Annotated in this window: 4 protein-coding genes; all 4 read right to left on the reverse strand. The window is 67.6% G+C overall.

The window, feature by feature from the left end; translation table 11 throughout:
- Positions 1 to 637: hypothetical protein (locus tag ACTNC3_RS11095; protein WP_441227463.1), on the reverse strand; the 637-nt coding region annotated here is incomplete at its 3' end.
- Positions 630 to 1,733, reverse strand: a complete 1,104-nt coding sequence (locus ACTNC3_RS11100) for a hypothetical protein (protein WP_441203812.1) — start codon at positions 1,731 to 1,733, stop codon at positions 630 to 632. The genes ACTNC3_RS11095 and ACTNC3_RS11100, both read right to left, overlap by 8 nt.
- Entirely contained in the window at positions 1,733 to 2,470 is a 738-nt protein-coding gene (locus ACTNC3_RS11105) for a hypothetical protein (RefSeq protein WP_441227464.1), read from the reverse strand. Before ACTNC3_RS11105 ends, ACTNC3_RS11100 begins: the two co-directional genes overlap by 1 nt.
- Before the next feature lie 44 nt (positions 2,471 to 2,514).
- Positions 2,515 to 5,020: phage tail tape measure protein (locus ACTNC3_RS11110; protein ID WP_441227465.1), on the reverse strand; the 2,506-nt coding region annotated here is incomplete at its 5' end.

Consider the following 5,020-nt stretch of genomic DNA (forward strand, 5'->3'; position numbering starts at 1 on the left):
CCGAGATGTACACTGTTACGCTCGTCGGCTGCGTCATATTTGTATAAGAGACAGCGGCGGACTGGCCGGACGTGGAGTGCCCCTGATAGGCGCGATACCCTGCCGTTCCGTCCGTCCGCCACGACCCCGAGCGGGCCGTCGACGCCTGCACCGCGGCGGCGGTCACCGTCGTCTCATGGCGGACCGGATCGCGCTGCGGCGGGTCAGGATCGGCCGGCGGTTGCGCAGGCGGCGGAGGGGCTGCGGCGGCACCGATCCGGCCCACCACCATCCCCCCCGACGCACCCCACACCAGCCCCACACGGTCACCGACGACCGGCACACCACCGACATACGGCACCGTCACGCGACCCGCAGAGGTGGTCACCGTCACCACACCCGCACCTGTCGAGGACACGATGCCCTCACCGGGACGCGGAGACCGGAGACCCACTACATGCCACACACCCTCTGAGCGGAGCAGCAGCACCCGATCCCCCACCACCAGCGGGGTCGGTAGCCACGACAGCGGCGACACCTCAGACCCCAGCACCGATATCAGCAGTGCCGGGGATGTGGACACCACCTCACCGGCCACAGCCGGGGGGCGTGCAGGCGTCAGGGCATCCACGACAGCATCAGCGAGCGGGTCAGACATCAGTCAGCACCCCCCACCCAGCCGAAGCCGTGAGCTGCATCAGACCATCCACCAGCGGCATCCTGATGCCTGTGATCAGCGCATCGATCGTCCTGGTCGGCAGCCGCAGCCGCAGCGTGTCCAGCACATCCAGCGCCGGGTCGGGAGCGCACGTCACGGTGAGGGTTTGGCGGCGCGCCGCCCGAGCCTTCGCCGCCATTGTCTGCGCAGCTACCGCGCATTGCGCGTTTGTCCTCATCAGAGGGGAGTGCAGAAACTCAGGCACCCGACCAAACCCAGACGCGTCCCACGCCAACGGCCCGGAGCGCTCGAACTCGGCCCCCCGCAACGGCTCGCCAGACTCAGATTCCGAGGTCACCACCCAGCCATTGCGGAGCCCGTCCCGGTCCATCACCGGCACCCACTCCACCACATCGGCGGCAGACGCCTCCCACACCTGACCAGACCCAGCATCCGGGACGCCCTGGAGCACTCCGGCACGATCCACCACAGCCACCAAGCCAGCCAGACGCATCACCGACAGCAGCGCATCCATGCGGGACTCGGAGTACTCCACCGACGACGGCACCGTCTGAGGCGCATCCCAGCCGCCGACCGGCAACACATCAGCGACGAGCCGCTGCACCTCGACACGCACCGTCCCGCCACGCGGCTGCGCCGGTACCGTGAATCGGTCATCAGCGACGATCCCCAGCAGGTCACCAGCGGAGACGCGCAGCACCTGAGCACCACGCATCCATCTCCCCGACGGGTGCAGCCGCCACGGTGACCCGTCCGGGACTACGCGCTCCACCCGGAACTCACCCAGCGGCACATCGCCCACGCCGGCGTACCCGGCGCGCAGCTGGAGCCGATGCCCATACACAGCCAGCGCCGCATCAGGACGACCGGTGAACAGCGACCCGTCCGGGTCCGCGATCGACAGCTCCAGCGACGTCTGCACCTGACCGGACCGCAACTCGACCGACAGCGACCCATCCACGATCTCCAGCGGCTCAGAGGTCAGCACCTGGCCCCGCATCACCGGCCACACCGTGCACGACATGGCCTGATCGCCCAGCCGGGCAGCCCGCCACCGATCATCGACAGACCACATCAGGTCACCGGCAGACGGAGACGGTCCAGATACGTCGCGGCAGCAGCACGAGACGCCTGATACGTCGGATGCTCCCGCAGATCATCCGCGTAGGTGCGGGACGGCACCACAGGCAGAATCGCCGGGCCCCGGGACTCGTACCCATCGATACGCCACACCACCCGAGGCTCGTGCGGCAGGGTCCGCTCAGACTCCACATCGGACGCCGACACGTACAGCAGCCCCGTCGGATGATCCAGACACTCCGGGTCGCCTCGCAGCAGTACAGTCGGCCCGGCCAGCATGATCCGGTCCACCGCCTGCACCGTCGCCTCATCCTCAGCGACCAGACGCCACGACCGGACACGTACCTGGCGCGCACCACCCACCGTCACAGGTAGACCACCCATCGGGCGCACCATCTCCGACGCCGACGACCACCGGCCACGAGACTCCGAGCGCAGAACACCCACCACCACCGCACCGAGCGGTGCCATCGGATCGGACAGCCACGCACGGGAGTGTCCGGGAGACACCAGAGCCTGCACCGACTCACCACCCGTACCGACCACCTGCCCCGACGACGACACAGCCTCAACCAGATACGTCACAGGCACACCGACCGGTATATCCCAGTCCACGACACGCGCCGACGACCCGAGCGGCACATGCTGCCCACGCACCGGCACCCGCACACCATCCACCACCCGCCACACACGCAGCGACACCACCCCAGCCGGAACCTCCGTCACAAGCATGTCCACCCACGGCGGCGACTGCATCACCAGCGGAGCCAGTATCATCAGCGTCTCCTCACCGTCGATGCCGACCGACGGCCAGCCATCTCGATCCGCGCATCCACCAGACGCTCCACACCCGAGGTCGGGTCCACCATCACAATCCGGACACCAGCCAGGCCATCCGCCACAGCAGCCGAGATACCGGACGTGTCTACGCTATGCCTGAGTGTCGGGGCCGAGAGTGTTGGACGGTAGGCGGTGACGCTGCCCCCGTCGCGGAAGCGCGGGACAGCGCCGTGAGCATTGATGTAGTCGAGGACGCCGCGCCCGAGTCGTGCGGCAGACGCCGCCCTGATCACATACTCGCCCGTCGATGCCATGATCGGGATCGAGTCAGAGGTGGCTGTTCCGGGGCCGTAGATGGGACCACCCATCGCACGCCCCGTCGCGACGAGTCCGCTAGAGGTCCGCATCTCCGGGATGTTGTTCGTCATGGTGTAGCGCACCTTGATCTGCGCAGCCCGGTCACGAGCAAGCTGCTGGAATGCGGACTCCACCTCAGCCGCCGACTTGCCGTGCAGGGTTGCGAGGAATCGTGTGCGCTCCTCCTCCGGGATCGACGCCAAAAGACCCTTCCACCTGTCCGCGATCTGCGTGGCCTGCGGCGCTCCCGTCGCGGCTATCTGCGTCCTCACGTCGTCCGGGATCGCAAAGTAGGCGGCGGCCAGCTTGTCCGCCTCGTCCTTCGATTTACCCATCGCGACTGCGCCGCGCACCCACTCGTCTCGGGCGCGTTTCGTGGCCGCAGTGATCTGGTCGGCGCTAGCTCCCTGGTCGTAGAGGGTGCCGATGTAGCTGATCGACGCCTGCGCAAGATCGTTGAGCGCCTCCTGGTTAGCCCGCCCCGCCTCGGTAGCGAGATCGAGGCCCTTTTCGCCCTTCTTTACCTGTTCGGCCAAGCTCGCAATCGACTTTTCGACCGCGATCTGCGACCCGGACATTTTCAGCAGCTCATTCCCGTACGCTTGTGTCGCCTCCAGCAGCTCCTTCTGCGCCTCTGCCGATCGTTGGGCGGCGTCCGCCTGCTTCTGTAGCGCCTTCTCGTTGTCCTTGGCGGCGTCGGTCGACCCCTCGGTCGCCTCCGCCATCTGCGCCGCCTTCGCGGCTGCATCCCCGACGAGCTGCGACTCCTCCGCGAGGCGGGAGGTCACCTCATCCGAGAGCGAAACCCGGTCGGAAAGCGTCGACTTCAGTCTGTCATTCTCGCGGACGAGGCCCGCCAACTTGATCTGCTCATCCTCGGTCGCCACACCCTTGGCTCGCATCGACTCGATAGCAGCATCGTTGGCGCAGACCTGACCCTCCAGCGCCGACTTGCTCGCATCGAGCTGGCTCCTCACGCGAGCCATCGCGTCGGCATTCCCGAGCGCCGCGTCAGTCAGGTCAGCGAGACCGACCTGAGCCTTCTGAGCGAGGTCGAACAAACCCGAATCCTGTAGGTGCTGCGCAGCCAACGCCCTCGACGCCTCACCGATCACCGTGCCCTGCTGACGGATCGCGTCTGTGTACTCGCGGGCCCGCTGGGTCGCCTCCGCCTGCCGACCCATCCACGCGCCGAGCAGCAGCCCAGCAGCAGTCAGAGCCAGCCCGATCGCGCCCATCGCCAGCGTGGCCGTCCGCACCGAGATGCCCAGACCCGCGAGCGCGATCTTGAAATCGTGGAGGGCCTTCACGGCCTTGAGGACGCCGCCAGCGGCCAGCAGCCCAGCGGTCGTCAGCAGGCCGATACCGACGACCCCGGTCTTGGCCGCGCTCGGGAGACTGCCAAACGCCTCCGCGAGTGCCGACAGGCCACGCAGCACCGAATCCACCACGGGCAGCAGCGTCTGACCCAGCGTGATCGCCTCATCACGGATCGAGTTGATGGCGATCTGCGCCTGGGCTGCGCGGGTCTCGTAGCGCTTCGCTGCCTCCAGTGACAGCGCATTGTTCTGCTCCCACGCCTCCGCACCCAGCTTCAGCGCGTCCCGCAGCAGGTCCTGCTCGGTGCCAGCCGCTCGGGTAGCGCCAGCGAGACGCCCAATCACGTCGAGCTGCCGCTCACCATCGACGCCGAGGTCCTTCAGCACCGCATTGACATCCTCACCGGATGCCCGCATCCGGCCGAGACCCTCGACGAAATCGGCGGTCGCACCAGCGGCGTCACGTCCCCACTTCTCGCGGAACTCATCGGCGGTCTGCCCGCTGATGCGGGCCAGTGTCGCCAAACCGTTGCCACCGGCACGGACGTGCGCGTCGATGAGCCGCCATGTCTTGGACATCGCCGTGCCGCCGGCCTCCGCCTCGACACCGACCGACGCCATCGCCGCAGCGGTCGCCAGCACGTCAGCCTCAGTCATGCCCATCTGTGACCCGGCAGCAGCGAGACGCTGCGACAGGGACACGATGTCACGCTCTGTCGTCGCGCCATTATTGCCGAGCGCCACCACAGCCGACCCGAGACGCCGCACATCCGCCTGAGAGGTGCCCATGACGTTCATAAACTGCGCCAGTGACGTGGCTGCCTCG

The organism is Oribacterium sp. HCP3S3_B9 (assembly GCF_052064255.1).
GTDB lineage: Bacteria > Bacillota > Clostridia > Lachnospirales > Lachnospiraceae > Oribacterium.